General features: G+C 26.5%; 23 protein-coding genes and 1 other annotated feature. Of the genes, 7 read left to right on the plus strand and 16 right to left on the minus strand.

The features are described from left to right. Positions 1-8 precede the first annotated feature (8 nt). The 3 genes from ABDZ71_RS19125 to ABDZ71_RS19135 all read right to left on the minus strand — a co-directional run bounded on the left by ABDZ71_RS19125 (position 9) and on the right by ABDZ71_RS19135 (position 3635). Positions 9-926 (minus strand): ABC transporter permease, encoded by a 918-nt coding sequence (locus ABDZ71_RS19125; protein ID WP_343764383.1) that lies wholly within the window; start codon positions 924-926, stop codon positions 9-11. A gap of 15 nt (positions 927-941) precedes the next feature. Then, positions 942-1871, minus strand: a complete 930-nt coding sequence (locus ABDZ71_RS19130) for an ABC transporter permease (protein WP_343764385.1) — start codon at positions 1869-1871, stop codon at positions 942-944. Between the two features lie 81 nt (positions 1872-1952). Further along, on the minus strand, positions 1953-3635 hold the full coding sequence (locus ABDZ71_RS19135; protein WP_343764387.1) for a peptide ABC transporter substrate-binding protein: 1683 nt from the start codon (positions 3633-3635) through the stop codon (positions 1953-1955). A gap of 642 nt (positions 3636-4277) precedes the next feature. On the opposite strand from ABDZ71_RS19135, the gene ABDZ71_RS19140 reads away from it, so the two are divergent. The 3 genes from ABDZ71_RS19140 (at position 4278) to dapB (ending at position 7054) form a co-directional block, all read left to right on the plus strand. Then, positions 4278-5273, plus strand: coding sequence for an aspartate-semialdehyde dehydrogenase (locus ABDZ71_RS19140; RefSeq protein WP_343764389.1), 996 nt, complete (start codon positions 4278-4280; stop codon positions 5271-5273). 16 nt (positions 5274-5289) lie between these two features. After that, positions 5290-6168 (plus strand): 4-hydroxy-tetrahydrodipicolinate synthase, encoded by an 879-nt coding sequence (dapA, locus tag ABDZ71_RS19145; protein ID WP_343764391.1) that lies wholly within the window; start codon positions 5290-5292, stop codon positions 6166-6168. Between the two features lie 124 nt (positions 6169-6292). After that, positions 6293-7054 carry a 4-hydroxy-tetrahydrodipicolinate reductase gene (dapB, locus tag ABDZ71_RS19150; protein WP_343764393.1) on the plus strand — a complete coding sequence of 254 codons (762 nt, stop codon included), beginning with the start codon at positions 6293-6295 and terminating at the stop codon, positions 7052-7054. A 230-nt stretch (positions 7055-7284) separates the two neighbouring features. Here dapB and ABDZ71_RS19155 read toward each other — a convergent pair whose 3' ends face one another. Continuing rightward, positions 7285-8427: a pyridoxal phosphate-dependent aminotransferase gene (locus tag ABDZ71_RS19155; RefSeq protein WP_343764588.1), complete on the minus strand. Its 1143-nt coding sequence runs from the start codon at positions 8425-8427 to the stop codon at positions 7285-7287. 155 nt (positions 8428-8582) lie between these two features. Between ABDZ71_RS19155 and dapD the strand changes: the two genes are divergently transcribed. Continuing rightward, on the plus strand, positions 8583-9293 hold the full coding sequence (dapD, locus tag ABDZ71_RS19160) for a 2,3,4,5-tetrahydropyridine-2,6-dicarboxylate N-acetyltransferase (RefSeq protein ID WP_343764397.1): 711 nt from the start codon (positions 8583-8585) through the stop codon (positions 9291-9293). A gap of 50 nt (positions 9294-9343) precedes the next feature. On the opposite strand, the gene ABDZ71_RS19165 is transcribed toward dapD, so the two are convergent. The 3 genes from ABDZ71_RS19165 to pdaB all read right to left on the minus strand — a co-directional run bounded on the left by ABDZ71_RS19165 (position 9344) and on the right by pdaB (position 11521). After that, positions 9344-10075, minus strand: a complete 732-nt coding sequence (locus ABDZ71_RS19165; RefSeq protein ID WP_343764399.1) for a single-stranded DNA-binding protein — start codon at positions 10073-10075, stop codon at positions 9344-9346. Positions 10076-10166: 91 nt separating this feature from the next. Then, positions 10167-10661, minus strand: coding sequence for a hypothetical protein (locus ABDZ71_RS19170; protein WP_343764401.1), 495 nt, complete (start codon positions 10659-10661; stop codon positions 10167-10169). Between the two features lie 167 nt (positions 10662-10828). Further along, entirely contained in the window at positions 10829-11521 is a 693-nt protein-coding gene (pdaB, locus tag ABDZ71_RS19175; protein WP_425544741.1) for a polysaccharide deacetylase family sporulation protein PdaB, read from the minus strand. A gap of 253 nt (positions 11522-11774) precedes the next feature. On the opposite strand from pdaB, the gene ABDZ71_RS19180 reads away from it, so the two are divergent. Then, positions 11775-12299: a DUF4364 family protein gene (locus tag ABDZ71_RS19180; RefSeq protein ID WP_343764405.1), complete on the plus strand. Its 525-nt coding sequence runs from the start codon at positions 11775-11777 to the stop codon at positions 12297-12299. Here the strand turns inward: ABDZ71_RS19180 and ABDZ71_RS19185 are convergent. Then, positions 12296-13180: a YncE family protein gene (locus ABDZ71_RS19185; protein WP_343764406.1), complete on the minus strand. Its 885-nt coding sequence runs from the start codon at positions 13178-13180 to the stop codon at positions 12296-12298. The genes ABDZ71_RS19180 and ABDZ71_RS19185 overlap by 4 nt on opposite strands. Before the next feature lie 311 nt (positions 13181-13491). Between ABDZ71_RS19185 and ABDZ71_RS19190 the strand changes: the two genes are divergently transcribed. Beyond that, the gene (locus tag ABDZ71_RS19190; protein ID WP_343764409.1) at positions 13492-13734 is read left to right on the plus strand and encodes a TIGR03905 family TSCPD domain-containing protein; all 243 of its coding nucleotides are present in this window, start codon (positions 13492-13494) and stop codon (positions 13732-13734) included. An 88-nt stretch (positions 13735-13822) separates the two neighbouring features. Here the strand turns inward: ABDZ71_RS19190 and ABDZ71_RS19195 are convergent, their stop codons facing one another. The 7 genes from ABDZ71_RS19195 to ABDZ71_RS19225 all read right to left on the minus strand — a co-directional run bounded on the left by ABDZ71_RS19195 (position 13823) and on the right by ABDZ71_RS19225 (position 24260). Continuing rightward, positions 13823-15118 (minus strand): bifunctional folylpolyglutamate synthase/dihydrofolate synthase, encoded by a 1296-nt coding sequence (locus ABDZ71_RS19195; protein WP_343764410.1) that lies wholly within the window; start codon positions 15116-15118, stop codon positions 13823-13825. A 314-nt stretch (positions 15119-15432) separates the two neighbouring features. After that, positions 15433-18081, minus strand: a complete 2649-nt coding sequence (locus ABDZ71_RS19200) for a valine--tRNA ligase (protein ID WP_343764412.1) — start codon at positions 18079-18081, stop codon at positions 15433-15435. Then, entirely contained in the window at positions 18060-18239 is a 180-nt protein-coding gene (locus ABDZ71_RS19205) for a hypothetical protein (protein ID WP_343764414.1), read from the minus strand. Before ABDZ71_RS19205 ends, ABDZ71_RS19200 begins: the two co-directional genes overlap by 22 nt. Next, positions 18239-18467 (minus strand) — a binding site (T-box leader). It overlaps the preceding gene by 1 nt. A gap of 154 nt (positions 18468-18621) precedes the next feature. Next, a complete protein-coding gene (locus tag ABDZ71_RS19210) occupies positions 18622-18948 on the minus strand; it encodes a hypothetical protein (protein WP_343764416.1) in 327 nt (108 codons plus the stop codon). A gap of 211 nt (positions 18949-19159) precedes the next feature. Continuing rightward, complete coding sequence (locus ABDZ71_RS19215; RefSeq protein WP_343764417.1) at positions 19160-19915, minus strand: ABC transporter ATP-binding protein; 756 nt, start codon at positions 19913-19915, stop codon at positions 19160-19162. Positions 19916-19917: 2 nt separating this feature from the next. Continuing rightward, positions 19918-22413 carry an FtsX-like permease family protein gene (locus ABDZ71_RS19220; protein ID WP_343764419.1) on the minus strand — a complete coding sequence of 832 codons (2496 nt, stop codon included), beginning with the start codon at positions 22411-22413 and terminating at the stop codon, positions 19918-19920. A gap of 284 nt (positions 22414-22697) precedes the next feature. Then, on the minus strand, positions 22698-24260 hold the full coding sequence (locus ABDZ71_RS19225; RefSeq protein ID WP_343764420.1) for a P-loop NTPase family protein: 1563 nt from the start codon (positions 24258-24260) through the stop codon (positions 22698-22700). 176 nt (positions 24261-24436) lie between these two features. On the opposite strand from ABDZ71_RS19225, the gene ABDZ71_RS19230 reads away from it, so the two are divergent. Next, on the plus strand, positions 24437-25459 hold the full coding sequence (locus tag ABDZ71_RS19230) for an ABC transporter substrate-binding protein (RefSeq protein WP_343764421.1): 1023 nt from the start codon (positions 24437-24439) through the stop codon (positions 25457-25459). Between the two features lie 70 nt (positions 25460-25529). Here the strand turns inward: ABDZ71_RS19230 and ABDZ71_RS19235 are convergent, their stop codons facing one another. Next, entirely contained in the window at positions 25530-25748 is a 219-nt protein-coding gene (locus ABDZ71_RS19235) for a helix-turn-helix domain-containing protein (RefSeq protein ID WP_343764422.1), read from the minus strand. Position 25749: the final 1 nt, after the last annotated feature.

A 25749-nucleotide genomic window follows, 5' to 3' on the forward strand; every position in this document is an offset into this window, starting at 1 on the left:
AGCCTCCCTTATTGACGCAATTTAGGATCAAGAGCATCCCTTAATCCATCACCTAACAAATTAAATGCAAGCATAGTTAAACTTATAAACAAAGCCGGAAAAAACAATTGATAAGGATAAAAAATCAAATTAGGTTGTGCTGCTGAAGCTAGTGATCCCCAACTAGTATTTGGTGACTGTATTCCTAAACCTATATAACTTAAAAAAGCTTCTGCAAATATAAATGAAGGTATATCTAAAGTAATATTAACAATTAATATGCCTATGGTATTAGGTATTAAATGCTTTTTTATTATTCTTAAAGGGCTAGCCCCTAATGCTTTAGCTGCTAAAACATACTCTTGCTCTCTTATTTTAAGAATTTGTCCTCTAATTATCCTAGCCATACCACACCAACCAGTTATAGTCATAGCTATTACCAAAGATAAAATTCCTTTTCCAAGTATTAAAGAAATTATAATAACAACTATTAAATAGGGAACGCTTAATAATATTTCCACAATTCTCATCATTACTTCATCAACTTTTCCACCAAAATAACCGGATATTCCTCCATATATAACTCCGATAGTCATTTCTATAAAAGTTCCTAAAATTCCTATTATTATAGAAACCCTTCCACCTTTCCAAACTCTAGAAAACAAATCTCTACCTAATGTATCTGTTCCAAACCAATGCTTAGAATTAGGGCTCATATTAACAATACTAGAATCTGTAGCCCAATACTTATAGGATGTTAAATGAGGACCTATTATTGTCATTAAACCTATTAATAAAAGTACAATTAAAGAAACTATAGCAACCTTATTTCCTTTTAATCTTCTCCAAGCATCTTTCCAATAAGTTATATTAGGTCTACTTATTTCATTATTTAAAGATTTATCTATTCCTACCATTTCAAACTTACTTCTACTTATCTCAGTCATTTTTCTCCTCCTCTGCTATTTTGAATTTGCAATTCTAATTCTTGGATCAACAATTCCATATAATATATCAACTACTAATAAAGAAAATATATAAATAGATGCCATAAATACGGTAAGTCCCATAATCATTGAATAATCCATATTATTTACAGCTCCTACAAAAGAACTTCCTAATCCAGGTATTCCATATATACTCTCAATTACAAAAGATCCTGTTAGTATAACTGCTATTTGAGGTGGTAATATAGTTATGCTAGGAAGAATTGCATTTCTTATTACATGTTTAGAAACTAGAGAAAATTTTGATACTCCCTTTGCTTTGGCTGTCAATATATAATCCTGACCTAAAACATCTAAGCACTCATTTCTCATATACCTTGCATATATAGCTAGAGGACTTAAACTTAAAGCTATAGTTGGTAATATAGTATGTTTTACTCCGCCCCAACCAGTAGTAGGTAAAATCATAAATTTAGAAGTAAATAAGTATTGAAATATTGCTGCAAATACAAAATTCGCTATAGAAACACCAATTAATGCTAAAAACATGACTAAATGATCTGGCCATCTATTTCTCTTAAAAGCACCTATAATTCCTAAGATTATTCCTATTAAAAAACCTAATGCTACTGCTTGAATACCTATCTGAGCTGATGCTGGCAAACCATCTTTTATAACTTTATTTACACTTCTTCCTGGAAAAGCTAAAGACTCTCCTAAATCACCTTTTAATAAATTTTTCATGTAAACTTTATATTGAGTTATTAGTGGTTTATCTAAGCCATATTTTGCATAGTAATTTGCTCTTATTTGCGGAGGTAATCTTTTAGCATTAGCTGCTAAAGGATCTCCTGGGATAGCATGCATTAACACAAAAGTTATAGTTATTACTATCCATAAAGTAAGAAACATATATATAATTCTTTTAAGTATATATTTAAGCACATATATCCCTCCAAAATAGTTTATAATTTATATGCAGCAGATTCATTTAAAAACTCTGCTGCATATAAATTATATTTAATATTATTTTCTTCCTGATGTGTAAGCATATTTAAATTCATATGAACAACCAAATTGTGTATACATCATTCCTTTTACATAATCTTTCTTGTAGTAATTATCGGTTCTATAAACTACTGGTGCAATTACAGCATCTTCATATAATAATATGTTTTCAGCTTCTTTAAATAATTTCATTCTTTTATCATTTTTTTCTTTTGGTAAATTTCCAGCCTTTTTAATTAGTTCATCATACTTTTTATTAGACCAATTTGTTGGAATTATTTTAGAACCAGTAATCCACATATCAAATTCTGTCATAGGATCATTATAATCTCCTTGCCAAGCCATACCAGAAATTTCGTATTCAGCATTATTTATTCTTTTCATATATACTGGCCATTGAACATATTCTATTTTCATTTTAATTCCTAAAGCTTTTTGATACATTTGTTGAAAATATTCACAAATTTCTTTTTGTTGATCTCCTAAGGAACCAGTTAAATAAGTTACTGTTATTTTTGATGGATCTTCATTCATTCCTAATTCTTTTAATCCTTCAACTAAAAGTTTCTTAGGATCTTTATTTTCCTCTTTTAATTTTTTTACTGGCTCTTTTGAAACTTCTTTTCTAAATTCTTTTTCCCCTATTTGTAGTGAAGGTGGTGCAAAACCATATGCTGGTACAAAATCATTTTTAAATAAAGTCTTTGATGCTCCTTCTCTATTAACAGCTAATGAAAAAGCTTTTCTCACTTTAGCATTACTAAACAATTTAACCTTTTGATTATAAAATTCAATATTAGTAGATGGAGTAACCACCTTTTGAGGATTAAATTTACCAGCTTTTTTAAACTTATCTTTCCATTCTGGTTTTTGAACTGCCGCAACATCTATACCACCATTTAAAAGTTCCTGCATTCTAGATCCTTCATTAGGTTGTATTTTTATGTTAACATCATTTAATTTCACAGATTTAGCATCCCAATATTTCTTATTTTTAGCTAACTCTATTTTATTTCCATGAACCCAATTTTTTACTGTAAAAGGACCACAGGCTACCATATTTGAAGATTCTGTTCCAAATTTTTCTCCATACTTTTCAACTATATCTTTCCTTTGTGGCATCATAACTTTAAAATATGTTGTCTTTAAAAAATAAGCGCAAGGTTTCTCTAAAGTTATTTCTAAGGTTTTATCATCTACTGCTTTTACACCTACATTTTCTACTTTTTCTTCTCCTTTATTATATTTACTAGCATTTTTAATCGGATCTAATAAATAAGCGTATTGAGATGCAATTTTAGGATCTAATGTCCTTTTTATACCATATTCATAATCTTTAGCAGTAACTTTTTTACCATCAGACCAATTATAATCTCTTAATTTAAAAGTCCATTTTAAGCCATCTTTTGAAGCAGTCCATTTTTCTGCCCCTGCAGGTTTTATTACTTCTTTTCCTTTTTTATCTACTTCAACTCTTGTTAATCCTTCATAAGTTTCACTAATTACCTGAGAAGAATACAAATCAGTTGATTTAGATGGATCTAAATTTTTAGGTTCTGCTTTCATAGTTAAATTCAAATATTGCTTTTTATCTGCAACTTTATTTGACATTGCACTTTTATTTCCTCCACACCCTACTAATACTGTAGATGTCAAAACTACACAAGATACTATTACAGATAAAAATTTTTTACCTTTCATAACACATTTCCCTCCCCTATTAAATTTGAATTACTCACAAAATAATTGCAATTATTAAGATAAATATTTAAAAAAATTAATTTTTAATACTTTCAATAAAATTTGAAAACATAATTAAATAAATTATCAAAGCCTCTTTATTTTTTGTATTTTTATACACTATTCAAAACTTTAATTATATATTCCTATAAAAAATTCTTTTATGAAAATTGAATGATAAAAAGATATTTTTTACATTTTTTACAATAATATCACTTACATTTTTTTACGTCAATCTATGAAAACCTTTTATAATAAATATTTTTAAAAAAATCCACTTTTTATATTTTTAAATAATTGATACAAATCAACTTTTTTATTTCATTTTTATGTTAAAATTCAAATATTGTGAATAAAAAGATTATTGTATTTTTATTTATAAACCCTTTTAAATATTCTGCAAGTATATGCCCACTATATTTTTATAAATAATATTTTCAATTCACCATTTCATAGCAAATGAATTAATTCCTGAATTCCTTGTACAATAAGTAAATTAATGATAAAATATCAGGAAAAAACATATATAAGTATATATTTTTTAATACTACAGTTATATAATATTAGTAACTGTAATTTGATTAATATTGGGAGGTATAAATAATGAATTATAATGTAGCGGTAGTTGGTGCTACTGGTATGGTAGGAAGAAAATTTATTGAAGTACTTGAAAGTAGAGAATTCCCTATAAAACAAATATATTTCTTTGCTTCTAAAAGATCAGCAGGAAAAGTTTTAAAATTTAACAATTCAGAAGTTATAGTTGAAGAGTTAAAAGAAGACAATATAAAAAATAAGAAAATAGATTTTGCTTTATTTTCAGCTGGTGGAACTACTAGTTTAAATTTTGCTAAAGTATTTGTAAAATACGGAGCTACTGTAATAGATAATAGTAGTGCTTGGAGAATGGATCCTAAAGTTCCTTTAGTAGTACCTGAAGTAAATCCTGAAGATATAAAATGGAACAATGGTATAATTGCTAATCCTAATTGTTCTACTATTCAAGCTATGGTACCTTTAAAACCTTTACAAAATAAATATGGTATTAAAAGAATAGTATATTCAACTTATCAGGCAGTATCAGGAGCAGGTATTGGTGGATATAATGATCTTAAGGAAGGTTATACTGGAGAAGCTCCAAAAAAATTCCCTCATCCTATAGCTGGAAATATTTTACCACATATAGATGTATTTTTAGACAATGGTTACACTAAAGAAGAAATGAAAATGATTGATGAAACAAGAAAAATACTTCATGATGATAACTTAAAAATAACAGCTACAACTGCAAGAGTTCCCGTATTTTATGGTCATAGTGAAAGTATCAATATAGAACTTGAAAAACCATTTGAATTAAATGATATATTTGAGTTATATAAAAATTCTAAAGGCATAATATTAAAAGATGATGTAGATAACTTAGTTTATCCTATGCCAGTAGATTGTGAAGGAAAAGATGAAGTTTTTGTTGGAAGAATTAGACGTGACTTTAGTATAGAAAATGGATTAAACCTATGGGTTGTTGCAGATAACATCAGAAAAGGAGCTGCAACAAATGCAGTTCAAATAGCTGAATGTATAATTAGCTCTAACAAATAATTAAGGGGGTATTTTTATGAGTATTTTTAAAGGTGCTGGAGTAGCTATCGTAACTCCTTTTAATGAAAATGGTGTGGATTTTGACAAGCTTGGAGAATTACTTGAATGGCAAATAAAATCAAAAACTGACGCCATAATAGTTTGTGGAACTACTGGTGAAGCAACTACAATGACAGAAAAAGAAAAGAAAGACACTATAAAATTCGTAGTTGAAAAAGTAAATAAAAGAATACCTGTTATAGCTGGTACTGGAAGCAATAATACAAAGGCTGCAATAGATATGAGTAAATGGGCCGAAAGCATTGGTGTTGATGGACTTTTAGTCATAACTCCTTATTACAATAAGGCTACACAAAAAGGCTTAGTTAAACACTTTAAAGCTGTGTCAAAGGAAGTTAATACTCCAATAATAATATATAATGTTCCAGGAAGAACAGGTCTTAATATACTTCCAAAGACATTAAAAGAACTGTGTGAAGATAAAAATATAGTTGCTGTAAAAGAAGCTAGCGGTAATATAAGTCAAATACTTCAAATTAAAGCTTTATGTAGAGACAAACTAGATATATATTCTGGTAATGATGATCAAATAATTTCAATATTATCTGTTGGTGGAATTGGAGTTATTTCCGTATTATCAAATATAATTCCTGAAGATGTTCATAATATGTGTGAACTATATTTAAATGGTAAAACAAAAGAAGCTTTAGAACTTCAACTAAACAGTCTAGCTCTTACTAAAGCTTTATTTATAGAAACAAATCCTATTCCTGTGAAAACAGCAATGAATGTTATGAATATGAATGCAGGAAAACTTAGATTGCCTTTATGCGAAATGGAAAAAAATAATTTAGAAGTATTAAAGAAAGAATTAAAAAATTATAACCTTATATAATTCAAATAACAAATAACAAATAATAAATAATAAATAAGGATTATAGTAATAAAATTTTATAAGTGTAGAGCTAAGTGATTTTGCTCTACACTTAATATTTAGCTATTTAAAGGAGGATATTTATATGACAAAAATCATATTAAGTGGTTGCAACGGTAAAATGGGAAAGGTTATTTCTAACTTAGCTTTAAATCATAGTGAATTAGAAATTGTTGCAGGCATAGATAAAAAAAGCGAAGAAAGTCAATATCCAGTATTTGATAACATAAGTAACTGTTCTGTAGATGCAGATGTAATACTCGATTTCTCAAGACCTACTAGTTTAGACTCTCTAATAACTTATGGAATTTCTAAAAATATTCCTATAGTATTATGTACTACTGGATATTCAGAAGAACAAATTAAACTAATAGAAGACACATCTAAAAAAATTCCTATGTTTAGATCTGCTAATATGTCTATAGGTGTAAATATTGTAAATAACATATTAAAAGAAATCAGTGGATTCATGTACAAAAATTTTGATATAGAAGTAATTGAGAAACATCATAACCAAAAGGTAGATGCTCCAAGTGGTACTGCTCTTTTATTAGCTGACACTATAAAAGACAATATAAAAGAAGAAACAAAATATACTTTTGGAAGAGAAGGAAACTGTAAAAGAGAACATAAAGAAATAGGTATTCATGCAATAAGAGGTGGAAGTATAGTTGGAGAACATGATGTAATATTTGCAGGTCAAGGAGAAGTAATAGAACTTAAGCATACTGCTCAATCAAGAGATGTTTTTGCTATTGGAGCTTTAAATGCTTGTTTATTTATGGGTATTAAAGACATAAAACCTGGCCTTTATGATATGAATGACGTAATCAAAGCTTCTTTATAAAGGATTATATCATTTTAATATACAACTAAAAATAAATGATTAGTTAATATTGTATCTCTTATTGGTGCCATCTTTGACTTATTATTTATTTTAATATTACTAACTAATTTTGTATATAAATAATATTAACCTATGTAAATTTGTAAAAAAGATAGATTTTATATTTTCAAAGATAAAATCTATCTTTTTTTTATTTTATTATAAATTAAAATACTCTTTTAGTAGTACTTTTAAAATTCAGATTTTAACCATTCTTCCATTCTATCTAATGCCTTTTTTAACTGATCCATGCTATATGCATAGGATATTCTTATATATCCTTCTCCACCATCTCCAAAGGCTGATCCTGGTACTACTGCAACTTTTGCCTCTTTAAGAAGTCTTTCTGAAAATTCTTCGCTATTTTCACTATATTTTTTTATAGAAGGAAAAATGTAAAAAGCTCCTTTAGGTTTATAAACTTCAAATCCTAATTTTTTAAGCCTTGAATAAACATATTCTCCTCTTTCTTTAAATTTATCTTTCATAAACTCCACATCGTCCATACAACTCTTTAAACCCTCAGCAGCACCCCATTGAGCTATAGATGGTGCACAAGATACATTATACTGGTGAACTTTCATTATAGAGCTCATAAAGGACGGTTTTGCACAAACAAAGCCTACTCTAAGACCTGTCATACAAAACATTTTAGAAAATCCTCCAACTAATATAGTTTTATCTTTTATGTCTTTATATTGACATATAGAATTATATTCTTTTTCAAAACATATTGAACTATACATTTCATCACTTATAATTATTGTTTTTTCATCTTTTAAAATATCATGTAATTTATCATTTTGTTCTTTTGTTAAAACTGCTCCTGTAGGATTAGATGGATAAGAAACTACCATCACTTTAGGTTTTTGATTTTTTATTAACTCTTTTAATTTTTCAAAATCTATAGAAAAATCACTGTTAAGAGGATAATTTATAATTTCTCCTCCTAAAAGTTTTACAATACTTTCATAAGCTGGATATGCTGGTGTTGGAATTAAAACTTTATCCCCTTCATTTATAATAGCTGTAAATACAGACATAAGTCCTTCACTTCCACCAACAGTTATACAAATATCTTCTTTAGAATAATCTATTTTCATTTCTTTTAAATATTTACTTATCTCTAACCTAAGTTCTTCTATACCAGCATTTGATGTATATGTAGTTTTATTTTGATTTATAGAATCTATCATACTTTCCTTTATTTTTTCTGGAACATTAAAATCTGGTTGCCCTATAGTTAAAGATACTACATCTTCATATTTACTAACTTTATTAAAAAACTTTCTTATTCCAGAAATCTCTATATTCTTCACATTATTAGACAACATATTTTCATATAAATTTAAATTACTCAAAGCTACTCCTCCTAAACATATTTTTAAGTATTATTTTACTATTATTTTAACTTTAAATAAATACCCCTTTATTTAAAGTTTATTATTTATTATAATAGTATTATTAATTATGTGAAGGAGGAAAGTAAATGAATTACAATTTTACCGATCCATACGAAATAGCAAGATACATAAAAGAAGTAAAAAAATCTACTCCTATAAAAGCTTACATAGAAGGACAACTTCCTAAGTGTGATTTTAAAGATGTAGAAATATTTAATAGTGGGGATTTATACATACTATTTGGAGAAGCACAAGAAATTCTAGATATAATAGAACAAAACAAAGATAGCATAAAAAAATATAAATTAGAACAAGATAGAAGAAAATCAGCTATTCCTTTAGCAGATATGCTAAAGATAGATGCTAGAATAGAACCTGGTGCTATCCTTCGTGATAGAGTTTCTATTGGTAAAAACGCTGTTATAATGATGGGCGCTGTTATAAATATAGGAGCTGAAATCGGAGAAGGTACTATGGTAGATATGAACGCTGTAGTAGGTGCTAGAGGTAAGTTAGGTAATAACGTACATCTAGGTGCTGGTGCTGTTGTAGCTGGTGTTTTAGAGCCACCAAGTAAATCTCCTTGTACTATAGAAGATAACGTACTTATAGGTGCTAACGCTGTTATATTAGAAGGTATTAAAGTAGGAAAAGGTTCTGTTATTGCTGCTGGATCTGTAGTTACAGAAGATGTTCCAGAAAATGTTGTTGTTGCTGGAGCACCTGCAAAAATAATAAAATCTGTAGATGATAAAACTAAAGATAAAACTAAACTTTTAGATGATTTAAGAAAATAATTCATAGAAAATAAATATGTGTAGGTTAATAACCTACACACTTTTATTTTCTAAGCATTTATTTGTTTCTTTTCTTCTCCATTTTCACTTTCATTTTTATTTTCTAAATCTTCATTTGGAGTATTTTCCAATTCATTATCTAACTCTTCTGAATCTTCTCCTTCATTTGAAGCCCTTTCCATTTTTGATATGGAAACTTCATAAGCTATCTTAGTTACAACATTATCTTCTGATACTCTCTTTTGATATTGTCTGCTTTGAAGTCTTCCCCAAACTCTTATATTTTCTCCTACTTTTAATGTTTTACAAAATCTAGCATTTCTTCCCCATGAAATATTTGGTATATAGTCTGATTTGTTATAAGGTCTATTAACTGCTAAAAGCAAATCTGCAATTTCTCTTCCAAAAGGAGTTGTCCTATAAACTGGCTCTTTACATATATATCCATCAAGATAAATTTCATTAGGATTTTTACTTCTTTCTTCACAAGGCTCTATATTTCTTGCAAAAACAGTTAATATAAGTCTGTTAGCTCCGTCTATAAATTTATTATATGATCTCAATTGACCTTCAACTATTAACTCGTCATCCTCTTTAATATCCATACCAGCTAATAATCTTTCTGATACAGTTATGTTTAAAACATCTGAAACTTCGCTTAGTCTTTCTACTTCTAATTTAAAAGTATAAAATCCCTCTCCATACATTTTATGACTAAACTTTAAACCCTCTACTACTTTTCCTTCTAAATAAATTTTATTATTTAACATTAAATTGTCCATCATAACCCCTCTTTCCCTTAGTTTCTAATTCATTTCACAACATATAATTATTCGAAAGTTAACTAAAATATAACTAAATTAAAGCTATTTTTTATTTGTTTAATCTATTCTTTATATTTTTAATTGATATCTTTTCTATCAAAGCTATAGTAATAGCAACCATGCAAACATATAATTCCTTATCGTTTTCATAATTTATATCTAAAGGTATCTCCTGTGGTTGTATTATGCTTTTATTATCTTCTACATCTAAATACCTTTGGATACAATATACAAATCCTTTATTCTCATCTTCTATACTAGATATAGTAACGGTATTTTTATTTCCTAATCCATAACTTATAACATTTCCGTTTATATCTATTTTTTTATTTTTAAATAAATCCATATTTATAAAGAAATAACCACAATTTATAATATTGCAATCAAAGGAAATATCTTTATCAATAATTATATAATCATAGTAGTCAAAAATATTACTGGTATCATGCACTACAACATTAACCTCCAGTAATAATTTTTTTAATAAATTTGATAAAACAAGTTCAAACTTTTTATTATCACTATAAACAAGTATATTTTTCATATAACCCTCTCCTAATAATTAACTAAGTTATTTATACTTATTTTAATCAGGTTATATAATTTTATACCAAAGAACTTTCAATTATTATTTTTTTTACTAATATATTCCATTAATATATTTGTTCTATATTTTTTTTGTTTTTCCTTCTTTCTGTTAAAAAATATTTACTATTTTTTTTGAACTCCTGCTGAATCTATATAATAGTTATCTTTATAAATCAAATCTCCTACTTTTACAAAAACAAAATCATTTTTTCTTAAAGTTTCAATTATTCTTTTTAAGTTATCAGGAGTATATTTAGCAGTATTATGAAATAACATAATAGAACCTGGTTTAGCCTTTTTTATAATCCTATTGTATTCTAGGTCTGCACCTTGTTCTTTCCAATCTATACTATCTACATCCCATTGTATTGTGTATAGACCCATCTCTTTAGCAGTATTAATTACATCATCATTGTATGAACCTGATGGGCATCTAAATATTTTTGTACCCTTACCTACAAGTTTTCTTATCTTTGCATCATTTATATTTATATCCTTAATCATTTTATCTTTAGATATTCTAGTCATATCTGGATGTTTGTTAGAATGATTTCCTATTTCGTGGCCTCTTTTATATATGTCTTTAACCTTCTCTGGATTTTTATCGATCCAATCTCCAACTAAAAAAAATGTAGATTTAATATTATATTTATCAAGTACATCTAGTATTTTATCTAAATATTCATCACCTAAACTAACATCAAAAGTAAAAGCTATTTTCTTTTCCTTTGTATCTACCCTATAGATAGGAATATTACCTTTAGTATTTAAAAATACACCTGTTTGTTTGTAATTAAACAGGATACATGTAACCATGCATACAAATAACAATGTACCAACCCAAAACATTTTTTTTCTTAGTAATTTTTTCATATATTCCTCCTAACAATACTATCAATTCTATAACTATTCATATGAAAATAAATCACTATATATCTATGAAAATAAAAAATAATAATAAAACATTCTAGGTTTTATTATTATTTTTACCCTTTAGAGTAATCTGTATTTAGTTTTTATGATATAATTAAATATGATTTTTAAATACTTATACTAGGGAGGAACATTAATGTTTAAAGATGCTTTAGAATTAGCAGAAAATAAATTGTTGATTCTTTACATATTTAGTAAATTTGATATTCCTATTTCTAACAATAAAATAACTGAAATAGTTCTAGAAAATAACTTAATAAATTACTTTACCTTGCAACAATATATATCAGAACTGACTTCCTCTAATTTCTTAAGATATAATGCAGATAAAGATAAACATAGAATGTCAATTACTAAAAAAGGATTAAAAGTTTTATCAATGTTTATTGATAGAGTTACTGAAGATAAAATAACTATAATAAATGATTATTTAAAACAGAACCTGAATTTAATAAAAAAAGAAATTAGCGTTACAGCAGACTATACTATAAAAAACAAGGATTTTATAGTTAATTTAAAAGCTGAAAAAGATAATTCTTTACTTATAGATTTAAAAATTCCTGTAGATTCCAATGAACAAGCAAAGAAACTATGTTCAAACTGGAAAAAAAATTCACCTGAATTGTACAAAAACATACTAGATGTTTTAAACTTAGATTAAATTAAAATCATTCCTGTAGGTTCTCCCCCTATAGGTATGATTTTTTTACTTTCTTCTTTTATATTAATATTTAAAAGTAAATTTTTATAGTTGTCTCCTATATATACATCATCTCCTGATTTCATTATACCTATTGGCATTCCTCCAATTATTATATCCTTTATTTTTTCATAATAATTTATATCTATTAAACTAATAGTTCCATCTCCAAAATTAGAAACTATACATACCTTTTCATCACAATACATATCTACAGGAGAATTTCCTACTGATATTCTATATAAAAGCCTATAATTTTTGGTAGAAATTATTCCTATACTTCCTTTATAATCCGATCCCATATTACTTTCACATACTAAAATATATTTTCCATCTACCGTAAATGTAGCTCTTGTCGGATATTCTCCAACTCTTATGTTTTTTACATTATTTTTATCTTTGCAATCTATTAAACTTATACTGTCGTTTCCCATGTTACAGGTCATAATTACTTTATTTTGTTTATCTATAACTATGCTATGTGGTAAATTTCCACAAGGTATTTGTTCAAGCACTCTTTTTTTTATAAGATCAAATACTACAATATTATTAGAATCTCCACATATAACATAGGCTTTATCTTCATATGCAACTACGTCATTACAATGCATTCCGATAAAATAGCTATCTACTTCTCTTCCCTTTTTTGCATCTATTATAGATAAAGTATTTGAATAACTATTAGCAACTAAGATTTGCCCTCTATATTCACATATCCCATGTGGACCTATCCTATTAAAATCTTTATCATTTAATGTTATCTTGCTTTCTTCTTTAAAGTCATCTATATTAACTTTAGAAATGCAATCAGTAGACGTATTACATATATATAGATACCTCATTTCATCACCCCTTGCTATATAATATAATATGTATAATTAAAGGCAATTGGTGATATAAAAGTAAAATTTATTGTATTAAATTTATTAATATTATATAATGATAATTGTTCGATTAAGACATATTAAACTAAATAACACCTCAAAATGTAAAGTCTATTTTGTTAAATACAATAACTTAAGCTTTTCTAATGATTTTCCTAATACTAAGATCTAAAAAAAGTAACTTACAAAGTAAACTAAGACTAACATACTGACTAGTTATTTATTTAAATATGTATAAAACATAAGCAAAATAAAAGGAGCTGATTTAAATGTACACTTACTCACCTAAAGGAGTCTGTTCAAGACAAATAACTTTTGATGTAGTAGATGGTAAAGTTAAAGATGTTAAATTTGTTGGTGGATGCAATGGAAATCTTAAAGGTATTGGTGTTTTAATTGAAGACATGCCTATAGATGAAGCAATAAAAAAGCTTAAAGGTATAACTTGTGGAAATAGACCAACTTCTTGTCCTGATCAACTTTCTAAAGCTTTAGAAGAAGTTAAAAACTAATTATAATAACTAAATAGCAAAGCGAGCATACCCCATCCCTGTAAAGGTACATTGATGTGTATGCTCGTTTTAATATATAATATAGTTTTTATTTTCTCATTATAATTTTTCTCATATCTCCTACCATATATAAAGAACCACATATTAGTATTATATCTTCTTCCTTAGAATAGCTAACTGCCTTTTCATAAGCCTTTTTATAGTCAGTTTCCCACTGACAGTTAGGATTGTATTTTCTTACAATTTTCATTAAATCTTCTGGGCTTTTTGCTCTGTTATTATTAGGTGATAAAGTTATTACTCTATCTGCTAAAGAAGTTATTGTTTTAACCATATCTTCTACTTGTTTATCTTTTAATATTCCTAATATTAAAGTCATATTTTTATATTTAAAATATTTTTCTATATTTAATTTTAATTTATTTATAGCATCAATATTATGAGCACCGTCTATAATAGTTATAGGATTATTTTTTAAAACTTCTAATCTAGCTTTCCACTCTACATTTTTAAGTCCATTTATAATATTTTCTTTTTTTATTTTAAAATCCATATCTATAAGCTTTTCAATAGCAGTTATAGCCGTAATGCAATTATTTATCTGATGCACTCCAAGTAATGGAAGTGTTATATCATACTCATCTTTAACTGTTTTTAATCTAAATTTTTGATACCCTTTATTTTTTTCTATAGGATATTCACAAATGTTTTCCACATTGTTATTAACTTTTAAAAGCAAACTTTTTTTATAAAGACAAACTTTTTCTATAACCTCTTCTACTTCTTTTTTTTGAGGATATAATACAACTGGTGCTCCTTTAATTATACCTGCCTTTTCATTAGCTATTTCTTCTATACTATCCCCTAAAATATTAATATGATCATAACTTATTGAACATATAACATCAAGTAAAGGATCTAGTACGTTAGTAGAATCAAGTCTTCCACCAAGGCCTACTTCAACTACTGCAAAATCAACTTTTTCTTTATAAAAATAATAAAACATTCCTACTGTTATTATTTCAAATTCTGTTGGATTGTCATATCCAAGTTCTAATACTTTATCCACAGCAGAGGATACTTTTGTTATAATATCAGCTAATTTATTTTTCTCTATATTGTTTCTATTAATTTGAATTCTTTCTTCAAATTCTTCTATGTATGGAGAAGTATACATTCCTACTTTGTATCCAGATTCCATTAAAATCTCTGTAATCATAGATGTAGTAGATCCTTTACCGTTAGTACCTGCAATATGTATACATTTAAGTTTCTTATGAGGATTTCCTAAGATTTCTAAAAGTTTTTCTGTTCTTTCAAGTCCTAAATTACTACCAAATTTACAAGCCTCTGTTATATAATTTAATGCCTCTTTATAATTCACTTTATCACTTCCTATAAATATTTAGAGTAGCTAAATAACATATTAAATATATAAAAGTATCAATGTATCCCTACCTACTCCGATAAAAAACAAATTCATTATATTTATATAAAAATATATAAACTTATTATAGAATAAAAATTTATATTTGTATAAACAATTTTTTCATTTTTCATATTAAAAAACTAAAAAATACTTCATTAAAATATTGAATAAAACTTATTTTAAAATTTATTATAATTATTTAAGTAAATATTAAACTGCCTGAATTATTTTAAAAAATAATTCAGGCAGTTATTTTTAATTATTATATATTATTTTAAACCATCTATTCTTTCTAATACAGCTTTTAACATTTCTTCGTATTTTTCACCTTTAGCTTTTTCTCCATCAACTACAGCTTTTGGAGCTTTGCTAACAAATTTTTCATTAGAAAGTTTCTTTTTAACTCTGTCTATTTCTTTTTCAAGTTTTTCTTTTTCTTTATCTAATCTTTCAAGTTCTTTCTTAACATCTATTAGATCAAGTAGTGGCATAAATATTTCAGCCCCTCTTGTAACTGATGAAACTGCATTTTCTGGTGCTTCTTCTTTTTTACTTAAGAAAGTTACATCAGATGCTGATGCTAATTTTTCAAAATAAACTGTTCCTTCTTCAAAGGAGCTTCTAGCTTTTTCTTCTGTTAAGAATATCATTAATTTAGCTTTTCTAGATGGTGGAACATTCATTTCCCCTCTAACATTTCTTATAGATTTTATAGCTTCTATAATATAGTTCATATCTTCTTCTATTTTTTCATTTTTAAGATTTTCATCATATTCTGGCCATTTAGATATTGTTATTGATTCATATTTAGAATCTATATGTGTATATATTTCTTCTGTTATAAATGGCATTATTGGATGCAATAACTGTAATGCTGTAGTAAGTACTTTATGAAGAACATTAAAAGCTACTCCTTTAGCTTCTTCGTCTTCTCCGTATAATACTGGTTTTACAAGCTCAATATACCAGTCACATAATTCTCCCCAAATGAAATCATAAAGTTTTTGAGAAGCTATTCCAAGCTCAAATTTTTCTATATTTTCTGTTACTTCTTTTACTAAAGTATTAATTCTTGATAATATCCATTTATCTGCTGTAGAATATTTATTACTATCTTTATATTTATTCATTAAATCTTTATCTAGATTCATAAGAACAAATCTTGAAGCATTCCATAATTTATTAGCAAAGTTTCTTGCAGCTTCTACTCTTTCTGGATAATATCTTATATCATTACCAGGAGCATTACCTGTTATAAGAGCAAATCTTAAAGCATCAGCGCCGTAATCATTTATTACTTCTATTGGATCAACACCATTTCCTAAAGACTTAGACATTTTTCTTCCTTCAGCGTCTCTAACTATACCATGAACTAAAACTGTATCAAATGGAATTTCATCCATACAATAAAGTCCTGAGAATATCATTCTAGCTACCCAGAAGAATATTATATCGTATCCTGTAACTAATGTATTATTTGGATAGAATTTTTTCAAGTCTGGTGTTTTATCTGGCCAACCTAAAGTTGAAAATGGCCATAGAGCAGAACTAAACCAAGTATCTAATACATCTTTATCTTGCTCTAATTTTTCACTACCACATTTAGTACATTTAGTTGGTTCATCTACAGATACTATGATTTCGCCGCAATCTTTACAGTACCATACTGGAATTCTATGTCCCCACCATAATTGTCTTGATATACACCAATCTTGTATATTTTCCATCCAGTTATAATAAGTTTTATCAAATCTTTCCGGTACAAATTTTATCTTTTTATTTCTAACTACATCTAAAGCAGGTTTAGCTAAGCTTTCCATTTTAACAAACCATTGTTTAGATATCATAGGCTCTATTGATGTTCCACATCTGTCATGACAACTAACATTATGACTATGATCTTCTATTTTTACTAAATATCCTTCTTTTTCAAGATCTTCTACAATAGCTTTTCTAGCTTCATATCTATCCATTTTATGATATCTAGAATTTTCATAATTTATTGTTCCATCTTCAAACATAACATTTATTTCTGGTAAGTTATGTCTTTTACCTACTTGATAATCATTAGGATCATGAGCTGGTGTTATTTTAACTGCTCCTGTACCAAATTCCATGTCAACATATTCGTCAGCAACTATTGGAATTTCTTTATTTACAAGTGGTAAAATAAGAGTTTTTCCTACTAAATGAGCATATCTTTCATCATTTGGATTAACAGCAACAGCAGTATCACCAAGCATAGTTTCTGGTCTTGTAGTAGCAATTTCTAAATATTCATCACTATCTACAACTTTATATTTAACATGCCAGAAATGTCCTGCTTGTTCTTTGTATTCTATTTCTGCATCAGATATAGCTGTTTTACATTTTGGACACCAATTTGTAATTCTATTTCCTTGATAAATTAATCCTTCATTATATAATTTAACAAAGAAGTGCTTAACAGCCTTATTTAATTTTTCATCCATAGTAAAAGATTCTCTTGTAAAATCTAATGAACAACCTAGTTTTTTTACTTGGTTTCTTATTTTATTTCTATATTCATCTGTCCATTCCCATACTTTTTCTAAGAATGCTTCTCTACCAATTTCTTTTTTATAAATATTTTGCTCTAAAAGATGATTTTCAACTTTTACTTCTGTAGCTATACTTGCATGATCTTGACCTGGAAGCCATAAAGTACTGTATCCTTGCATTCTTTTAGTTCTTATTAATATGTCTTGTAGAGTATCATCTAAAGCATGACCTAAATGAAGTTTTCCTGTTATATTTGGAGGAGGCAATACTATTGTATAAGCTTCTTTACCATCCTCTTCTTTTGGAGTAAAATACCCTTTTTCTTCCCATGTTTTATATAGTCTGTCTTCAAATTCTTTCGGATCATATGTTTTTGCTATATTTCTTGATTCTTCCATACTTCTTCCTCCTTATTTTTTATTATACTTTGGTAACCTAAAACAGATATTGCTAGAAAAATTTCTATTATTACTAAAAATTCTAACTTGTTTTTAGATATATTATTTTTAAACTTAAATTTTAAAATTATTTTCCAAATAAAAAAATCTCCATCCATAAAAGGACGCAGACTCGTGGTACCACCTTTTTTTCTGCACATTTAAAATTATAATATACAGACACTTATAAAAATAACGGATAAGATTCCGTCTTTACCTACTAATTAATTCAGCAAAGAAGCTCTAAAGCTACCTTCAAGACAAACTATTATAAAAAACCTTTCAGCCTATGAGTTTTTTTCTCTTAATAAAGCTTTATCCCTACTCCTCTTTATCTTAGCTTATAAAATATTTAATTCAATACTAATCATTTAAATTATTATATATCTCAATCTAAGTATCTGTCAATATATAAATAAAAAAATCTAACATTTAAAAGTAGTATTCCCTCTAAATAACATATTAACATATTATTTTTAATTAGTATAACCATATTTAAATTTATTTATCTACTTTTGATAAATTCATTTTACTATTTTGTAATATATTAATATTCTTTTTCAAAACATCTATTTCTTTTTCTAAGTTATGGACCTTTTTACTATAAAAATAACTACACCATGTCCATGTCATATATATCAATGTTGGAATCGTTAATATTGCGGTAATCATTAATTTATCTATTTTCTTATCTAATATTCTTATAATTAACCATCCAGCTGGTCCAATGCATATAATAGTTGTTATTATTAAATTTATAAGTGATAACCTTTTTTGCAACTTTAAATATTTTTCAATAAATTCATCTTGATTCTGTTCATCATACATACATGTAATATATTCCTCCATGAAATTCCATCAATTAAATTTAATTTCATATTTTCTCCCTATTAATAAACAATAATTAATCTATTTAAAAGCTAAAAATCTTATACAATAATTTATTATAATTTGTACAGTCAAAACAATAACTAACAGACTACAACCATAATTAGCATTTTGAAAATATAAAATAACACATGAAATTAAAGCCAAAATTTTATAACTTTTTCATCATTCCAATAATTTTATTATAAAAATCTTCCCTTTTACCCTCTTTATTAATTTCCCCTATAATATTTCCGTCTTTTAAAAATATTACTTTTTTACAATAGCTAGCAATTTCTCCATCATGAGTTACAAGTACTATAGTCTTTTTCATATCTTTGTTAATATCAATAAAACTATCTATTACAATTTGTGCAGATTTAGAATCTAAATTTCCTGTAGGCTCATCTGCTAATATTAAATCTGGTTCATTAATTAAAGCTCTACATATTGCTACTCTCTGTTTTTCTCCACCAGACAATTCATAAACATTTTTATCTAATAGATAACTGATTTCAAAGTGGTTAGCTAATCTTTGTGCTGCACTTAACATTTTATTAGTTTCTTCTCCTTCTAAAATCATTGGAACCATAATATTTTCTTTTACAGTTAAACTATCCATCAAATAAAAATCCTGAAACACAAATCCAATTTCTTTTCTTCTAATATCTGCAATTTTATCTTTACTAAACTCTTTTGAACTATTGCCTTTAAAAATAATATCACCAGATGTAGGGTCATCAATAAATCCAAGCATTTTCATAAGTGTTGTCTTTCCACAACCGGACTTACCCATAATTGCAATAAAATCTCCCTCTTCAACCGAAAAGTCTAGTTCTTTTATCACCTTTATTTCAGTTTCTTTCTTTAGATGATCTCCAGTTAATTTATAATTACGAACCAATTTTTTTGTTTCTATCACTGCCATAATTAATCCTCCTTATCTCCAATTAAGATCATTATTCTACTCATTATAAACGCTACAATTAAATTTATAAGGATATATATTCCTATAAATAATATTTCATATTTCCAAAATTGCTGCTGTTCTATTTTTATAAAATATCTAAGCTTTAAAGTAATAAAAATATATGGAATACTTATTACTACTCCTAATAGCAATGGCATAATTGTCATAATATTATTTTCAAAACTTAAAATTTTTCTATGCATTTTTCTCTTTATGCCTAAATATTTTAGTTGCTTCATTCTAGCTTGTGTATATTTTAGTTCTGAAACTACTTTTACAATAAAAGCATATAATATGCTAATCAAAAGTAGTACCACCACAAATGTATATTCCAACAAGTTTAACATATGAGCCAATAAGGTGTTATTTTCTAATGGCTCTTTTTCATATACCGGTTGTATAATAGAATCATATTGACTGTACTGTTTATGAGCTTTTGCATAATTTGAAAACTGAGTAGCAGCTTCTTTTTCTTTACTTTTATTTATATTAAATAATCCTAATACGCTTGGACCATTACCAGTAGAATATATTGATTTAAAATACTCATCAGAAAAAACCACAATATTTTCTTGCATTCCTCCTGCAAAGTTTCCAATTATAATTCTACGTTCTTTTCCTATAACTTTATAATCTGACTCAAAAACATCATCTCTCTTAAAAAACATATAAAATTCTGGCATTCCAAATCTCATTCTTGGGCTACCACTTAACACTGAGAAATCTAGCAAATGGGCTTTTTCTGATTCATCCTGTTGAAAAGAAATATAAATCTCTTTATTCTTAAGCCCTAATTTTCTTCCAGTTAACTTATTGTAACTACTTTCTGAAATACCTATATTTTGTCCTTGATAACGTACATCTTTTGTACTACCAGTATTTTCTTTACTTGCACTAGGAACTGTTATTCTAACCATAGGAATTATTTCACTTTTTTTAGAAAGCTCTTCTCCAAACTCCTTAAAAGTTTTTTGATCCTCTTCTTGTCCTAAACACACATAATCGTAAGGAAATAAAGCATCTCCTCTATCAAGTGGAAGATTTGCTGATATTCTTACTGAAAAATATGTAATCAATAGAAAATGAAGAATATACACTATAAACAAACTACGTCTTTGTGTCTTAAATCTACTATAAAACTCCTGTAAAAATAAAAGTTTTTTATAATAAGTCTTTCCTTTCTTTCTATATCTTTTTAAAAGCAAAGCTCCGCCTGCATTGATTGCCATATAACATCCAACTAAAAAGAAAAGAATAATATAAATAGATTCTAACCATACCCTTTTAGAAAAAATATAGCTTGAAAGCACCATTATTAGTATTCCTATAATGCATCTTACTTCTAACCATGTTCTTGGCATTTTTTCTCTTGATATAGGTATCTTACTTGAAGCTCCTAATCTTTTTTCAACATAAAATTCCTGATTTACAACTGCTGAAAGTAAAAATACTAAAATAATACAAAAACATGTTATAAAATAAGTTTTAATACTTGGAATTTCTATGAAAATTAAATATGGGTACATAGAATGTAAAATTCCTTGAAATCCTATTGTCAAAAGCGTTCCAACTAAAATCCCAATTAATAATCCTACTAATAAAGTACCACTATATTCAATTGCAATAAAAAAGCGTAAAACCCTATCTCTCATTCCTAAAGTAACTAATAATCCATAATCTTTTATTCTACTTTTTACATATATTTTTAAAGAAAGAGCTAATATAAAGATAGATATAAGACCAATTAGTATAATTGAATCTTTTAACAAAAGAGACAACTCATCTCCTACTACAGGAATATTTCCTTTTTGTAAATCAGAAAACATTTCATATACTGCAATAGTAGTAAACAAAAATGCACTAGAAATAACAGCTCCTGCAATTAACAATACAGAATTTCTCATATTACTCTTATAAATCTTCCAAATAACCTTTTTAAGATATGCACTTTTCTTTATTCGTTTCATATGCCTAGCACTTTCTAATCGCTTTACCTTGCTTATTTCTCTTTCCCTCTTGTCTTTTAGTTTTTGTTCTTTCTCAGTTTTCTTAAAATCATGAAATGATTCATAAACCCTAATAGAAGAATAAGCAATAAAAATAGTAAGCATTCTAATCCATACCCATATGGCAAATGACCCCTTTGTTCCTATTCCAGATAAAATAATAAAAATGATTGCTAATACTGTAGTTAATAAACTTAAATATACAGCAAAATCCTCATATCTATCAGTATAATCTTTCACAAGAAAAACCAAATGTATTAAATAAAATATTGGTGTCATAAAAAATAAAATTCCAGGAACTTGGATTGGCATAATAGGATTAGGCATTTTAACATTCCCTAAAATTAGTTGAACCATTGTATAACTTTGTCTATCAATTATAATAACAGGCAAAAAAGAAATTAATATAATAAAAATAGCAAATAGTATTTGCATTTTTGACTTTTTCATAATATCTCCCCCAAACATTATAACTATCATAATTTCTATATAAAACTTTTAAATATTTTTTTAATATTTATATTCTTTAAAATGTTACATATTTAAATATTATACATTGCTTTTAAGATACCATTTTTTTCATTTTTTCTCAAGGAACTCTGTTAAAATATTCATAAAATTCTACAAAATATTATTACATTTTTTAAATCTCAATCCTAAAATATTATTTAAAATTAAAAAGTCTAATAGATTAATATCTATTAGACCTTTAGTATTTTAAAATTTTTATATTTTTAAACGTAAACTCCAAACATATCTTTTCCTTGAGCATTAATTTTTTCTTCTTTAAATTCCTTATTTTTATTAAAATTAAATATAACTAAATATCCTTTATCCAAAGAATGAATATCTAAATAATCACAAAGTTGATTAATTCCTTCTTTATGGTATTTAGCTCCTCTCCATATCTTCATTTCAATAATATATTTAAAATTATTATAAGTTATAACTACATCTAATCTTTTCTCTTCTGAAACTTGAACTTCTTTAAAATCAAAGCCTACTCCACTTATTATAGGTTTAATGAATGCTAAAAATAATAACCTTCCATGATGTTCTATAAATTCTTCATCTTTAGAAGAATATTGTTCTTTCATGAATTGCATGAATCTTTGAAGAATTTTTTGTATATTAAGTCCTCCACTTGGTTCTATAAAATTTGATTTAATATTATATAAACTCATATTTTTAGCTGAGGTTCTTATTTTAGATATCATATAATTGTATATTATTTCTTCAAATATTTTATTTGTTATCTCTAATCCATCATCACCTTTTTTAAATATACCATAGGTTACTCCTATACTTATTATAGGATCTAGTGGATTAAAAACTATTTGTTCTCCATCTATTAAAATTCTCTTTGTTAACTCATATAAATCATCATTATTTTCTAAATTTTTAACTATACTCTCAAACAAAGTATTAACTTCTTCATTAATCATTTTTACTGATTTTTGGATATCATTTATACTCCAAGTTTTTTTTACAGATTCATAAATTCTCTCATCAATAATTTGACATATCCTACTAACTAAAAATGGGTACCCTTCTGTAAAAAAATATATTTCTTTGCTAAGTTTTTTTATATTCATAGAAACATTATTATCATCACAATATTCTTTTAACATAGTGCCAATTTCTATTGGTGAAAAACTCATATCTACATTAAAATCTGTTGCTATATTCCATGGAGAATTATATTTAGCTTCATCTTGTGACCTAAGTTTTAATTTCAAACTTTTTACATCATATACCCCAGCTAATATAACAGATTTAAAGGTATAATCTTTTTCAACTTCTCTTAATAAGTATTTATTTCTAAGCATTCCTATAAAACTTAAAAATAGTTGGTTATCTGAACTTTTATCTACTTCATCTATAATTAATACAACATCCTTGTTAGCATTCTCCACAAAACTTGTTATCACTTCTGATAACTCCTGAATATCATTAATATCATCTGTTAAATTATTTAATCGTTCACTCTCTTTTTTATCATTAAATTTTAAAGAGTTAACCATCAACTTTAAAAACTTATTACAAAAACTTTTTTCTTTCTCAAATACAGAATCTCCAATACCTTCAAAACTAATATCTATAACTAAATATTTTTGTTTTAAGTAATTAGCTATTAAATTTAAAGTAGTAGTTTTACCATATTGTCTTGGTCTATTTATAGTAAAATAGAATTCATTTTCTATTAATTTTTCTATTTCTTTTAGCTTACTTGTTATATCAACCATATAATGTTTTCTACTAACACAAACTCCAGTAGTGTTAAATCTTTTTTTCATAAATAAATTTTCACCACCTAGTATAGTATTTATTTAAATCATTATAACATAACCCCAATATATTTAGTGTAATTCATAAAATTAAAGTATATGCATTAAAAGACATAAAACATTTAACATAACATTAATCAGATTCATATTATAAACTGATATAAAATTTAATTTGGAGGTTTATTATGAAAATAAAAAAGTTAACTTTATTTTCTCTAGCTGCCATACTTATTTTTACTGCATCCATATTTGCTGGCTGTAATAATGATAAAAAAACTTCTAACAAATCTCTTGAAACAGTTAGACTAAATGAAGTTGTTCGTTCTGTTTTCTATGCTCCTATGTATGTTGGTATAAATGAGGGAATATTTGAAGAAGAAGGTATAGATATAAATTTAAGCACTGGACAAGGTGCTGATAAAACTATGCAACAAGTTTTGAGTAAAAATGCTGACATAGGTTTTTGTGGCCCTGAACAAGTAATATATATAAATAATCAAAAAAGAGAAGATTATCCTGTATTATTTGCTCAGTTAACTCAAACTGATGGTTCATTTTTAGTAGGTAGAAATGAGGAAAAAGATTTTAATTGGGATTCTTTAAAAGGTAAAAAAGTAATAGGTGGTAGACCTGGTGGAGTACCTGAAATGTCTTTAGAATATGTTCTTAAAAACCATGGACTAACTCCTAAAAAAGACGTTGAACTTATAACTAACTTAGACTTTACTGCAACAGCTGGTGCTTTTAAATCTGGAACTTCCGATTATGTAGCATTATTTGAACCTACCGCAAGTATTCTAGAAAAAGATAAAGCAGGACATATAGTATCTTCTATTGGTGAATCCATTGGAACTTTACCTTATACTTGTTATTTTTCAACTAAATCTTATATGGATAAACATCCAGAAACTATTCAAAAATTCACAAATGCTATATATAAGTCTCAAAAATGGGTAAAAGATCATAGTGATGAAGAAGTAGCTTCTTCTATAAAATCATTTTTCCCTGGTGCAGATGAAAAAATATTAGCTAACGTTATAAAAAATTACAGAAGTATAGATGCCTTTGCTTCTAAACCTACACTTAAAGAAGAAGGTTTAAATAAACTAATGGATATAATTCAATCCTATGATAAAAAATTAATACCTGAAAGACCAAGCTTTAATAAAATAGTAAACAATAAATTTGCTGAAAAATCTATGAAATAAAATTTAAATGTATTTATAAAAAAGAACTCTCTTTTTATATTTAAGAGTTCTTTTTTATGTTAAAACTATATTATTCTATCTCTTCATCCTCTACATATTCAAGTATATCCACGGGCTGACAATCTAAGGCTTTACACAATTTGTTTAGTGTTGAAAATCTTATAGCTTTTGCTTTATTATTTTTTAAAATAGATAAATTTGCATTAGTTATATCTACTTTTTCTGCTAAATCCTTAAGAGATATTTTTCTTTTAGCCATTATTACATCTAAATTAACCACTATAGCCATA

This window comes from Clostridium oceanicum, assembly GCF_039521385.1.
Classification (GTDB): domain Bacteria; phylum Bacillota; class Clostridia; order Clostridiales; family Clostridiaceae; genus Clostridium_F; species Clostridium_F oceanicum.

Bases quoted from the DNA above. Each gene is read 5' to 3' on its own strand.
- ABDZ71_RS19235 (WP_343764422.1), bottom strand. From the start codon at position 25,748: ATGGCTATAGTGGTTAATTTAGATGTAATAATGGCTAAAAGAAAAATA.
- ABDZ71_RS19230 (WP_343764421.1), top strand. From the start codon at position 24,437: ATGAAAATAAAAAAGTTAACTTTATTTTCTCTAGCTGCCATACTTATT.
- ABDZ71_RS19205 (WP_343764414.1), bottom strand. From the start codon at position 18,239: ATGGATGGAGATTTTTTTATTTGGAAAATAATTTTAAAATTTAAGTTT.
- dapB (WP_343764393.1), top strand. From the start codon at position 6,293: ATGACAAAAATCATATTAAGTGGTTGCAACGGTAAAATGGGAAAGGTT.
- ABDZ71_RS19210 (WP_343764416.1), bottom strand. From the start codon at position 18,948: ATGTATGATGAACAGAATCAAGATGAATTTATTGAAAAATATTTAAAG.
- ABDZ71_RS19215 (WP_343764417.1), bottom strand. From the start codon at position 19,915: ATGGCAGTGATAGAAACAAAAAAATTGGTTCGTAATTATAAATTAACT.
- ABDZ71_RS19140 (WP_343764389.1), top strand. From the start codon at position 4,278: ATGAATTATAATGTAGCGGTAGTTGGTGCTACTGGTATGGTAGGAAGA.
- ABDZ71_RS19220 (WP_343764419.1), bottom strand. From the start codon at position 22,413: ATGAAAAAGTCAAAAATGCAAATACTATTTGCTATTTTTATTATATTA.
- ABDZ71_RS19135 (WP_343764387.1), bottom strand. From the start codon at position 3,635: ATGAAAGGTAAAAAATTTTTATCTGTAATAGTATCTTGTGTAGTTTTG.
- ABDZ71_RS19170 (WP_343764401.1), bottom strand. From the start codon at position 10,661: ATGAAAAATATACTTGTTTATAGTGATAATAAAAAGTTTGAACTTGTT.
- ABDZ71_RS19125 (WP_343764383.1), bottom strand. From the start codon at position 926: ATGACTGAGATAAGTAGAAGTAAGTTTGAAATGGTAGGAATAGATAAA.
- ABDZ71_RS19155 (WP_343764588.1), bottom strand. From the start codon at position 8,427: ATGTTGTCTAATAATGTGAAGAATATAGAGATTTCTGGAATAAGAAAG.
- ABDZ71_RS19190 (WP_343764409.1), top strand. From the start codon at position 13,492: ATGTACACTTACTCACCTAAAGGAGTCTGTTCAAGACAAATAACTTTT.
- pdaB (WP_425544741.1), bottom strand. From the start codon at position 11,521: ATGGTTACATGTATCCTGTTTAATTACAAACAAACAGGTGTATTTTTA.
- ABDZ71_RS19180 (WP_343764405.1), top strand. From the start codon at position 11,775: ATGTTTAAAGATGCTTTAGAATTAGCAGAAAATAAATTGTTGATTCTT.
- ABDZ71_RS19185 (WP_343764406.1), bottom strand. From the start codon at position 13,180: ATGAGGTATCTATATATATGTAATACGTCTACTGATTGCATTTCTAAA.
- ABDZ71_RS19200 (WP_343764412.1), bottom strand. From the start codon at position 18,081: ATGGAAGAATCAAGAAATATAGCAAAAACATATGATCCGAAAGAATTT.
- ABDZ71_RS19165 (WP_343764399.1), bottom strand. From the start codon at position 10,075: ATGGACAATTTAATGTTAAATAATAAAATTTATTTAGAAGGAAAAGTA.
- dapD (WP_343764397.1), top strand. From the start codon at position 8,583: ATGAATTACAATTTTACCGATCCATACGAAATAGCAAGATACATAAAA.
- dapA (WP_343764391.1), top strand. From the start codon at position 5,290: ATGAGTATTTTTAAAGGTGCTGGAGTAGCTATCGTAACTCCTTTTAAT.
- ABDZ71_RS19225 (WP_343764420.1), bottom strand. From the start codon at position 24,260: ATGAAAAAAAGATTTAACACTACTGGAGTTTGTGTTAGTAGAAAACAT.